This is a genomic window from Pseudomonas sp. P5_A2_2 (assembly GCF_054177685.1).
On the sequence record NZ_JBGCUL010000947.1, the window covers coordinates 1 to 1,680 of the forward strand.

Consider the following 1,680-nt stretch of genomic DNA (forward strand, 5'->3'; position numbering starts at 1 on the left):
ATCCCGAGGCGCAACTGGCTGCCGTCGCCCCGCTGCTGTGCGCGGGCATCACTACTTACTCTCCTCTGCGTCACTGGAACGCCGGCCCAGGCAAGAAAATAGGCGTGGTCGGCATCGGCGGTCTGGGTCACATGGGCATCAAGTTGGCCCACGCGATGGGTGCCCACGTTGTGGCGTTCACCACCTCTGAATCCAAGTGCGAGGCGGCAAAGGAGTTAGGCGCCGATGAGGTGGTCGTATCGCGCAACCCTGAAGAAATGGCGGCACATACCAAGAGTTTCGACCTCATTCTCAACACCGTCGCAGCCCCACACGATCTTGATGCTTTTTTGGTTCTGCTCAAGCGTGATGGTGCGCTGACGCTAGTCGGCGCACCGGCCTCGCCGCATCCGTCACCCAACGTGTTCAACCTGATCATGAAGCGCCGAACGATTGCCGGCTCGATGATCGGAGGCATCCCGGAAACACAGGAGATGCTGGATTTCTGTGCCGAGCACAGCATCGTCGCCGACATCGAACTGGTTCGAGCAGACCAGATAAATGAATCCTACGAGCGAATGCTCAAGGGTGACGTCAAGTATCGCTTCGTGATCGACAACGCCTCGTTGGCTGACTAAACGCCTGAGTCAAAAACTCCAGTGAACAACCATTCAATCGAAAGGAATATGCAGTGAAAGGAATTTTGCTAGCCCTAGGGCTGCTTGTTATCTCTTTTTCTTCAATGGGAGCCAACATGTCGAACGGCGCAGACAACTTCTACTCCAGCGATAAAGTGATCGTAGAAAAGGTTAACTTCAAGAACCAATATGGCATGAAGGTGACAGGTAACCTGTTCACCCTCAAAGGACTCGAACCGCAATCAAAGAGTGCAGCGATAATCGTCGGTCACCCTATGGGTGCAGTAAAGGAGCAGAGTGCGAATCTTTACGCCACTAAAATGGCCGAGCAGGGATTTGTCACGCTATCACTGGACTTGTCGTTCTGGGGCGAAAGCGAAGGTACGCCTCGCCAAGCGGTTTCGCCCGATATTTACGCCGAGGACTTTAGTGCAGCCGTGGACTATCTCGGCACTCGCCCGATCGTCGATCGAGAGCGTATCGGTGTCATCGGTATCTGCGGCAGTGGCAGCTTCGCCATCAGCGCCGCCAAGATCGATCCACGTCTGAAAGCCATCGCCACGGTCAGCATGTATGACATGGGGGCGGCCAACCGTAACGGCCTCAAGCACTCAGTAACGTTGGAACAACGCCAGCAAATCATTCGCAATGCGGCGCAGCAGCGTAACGCGGAATTCTGGGGCGGCGAAGTTCGCTATACCAGCGGCTCACCACTAAAGCTGACCGGCAACGCTGTGGGTGATGAGTTCTATGATTTCTACCGCACTGCGCGCGGCGAGGTCACCCCCGCTGGCGCATCGCCGCAAACCACTACCATGCCAACGCTGACCAGCAATGTGAAGTTCATGAACTTCTACCCGTTCAACGACATCGAGACCATCTCCCCGCGCCCACTGCTTTTCATTACGGGCGCCACGGCGCACTCAAGGGAGTTCAGCGAGGACGCCTACAAACGGGCGGCCGAACCCAAAGAGTTGCTGATCGTTCCAGATGCCGGGCATGTGGATCTTTACGATCGGGTCAATTTGATTCCCTTCGCCAAGTTGACCACGTTCTTCAACAG

2 protein-coding genes are annotated in these 1,680 nt (G+C 55.8%); both read left to right on the forward strand.

Annotated elements, in window-relative coordinates; all coding sequences use genetic code 11:
• Positions 1-617, forward strand: a 617-nt coding sequence (locus tag ACXRVY_RS27625) for a zinc-binding dehydrogenase (RefSeq protein ID WP_458238794.1), incomplete at its 5' end; no start/stop codon positions are given.
• A gap of 53 nt (positions 618-670) precedes the next feature.
• Positions 671-1,680, forward strand: a 1,010-nt coding sequence (locus ACXRVY_RS27630; RefSeq protein WP_458238795.1) for an alpha/beta hydrolase, incomplete at its 3' end; no start/stop codon positions are given.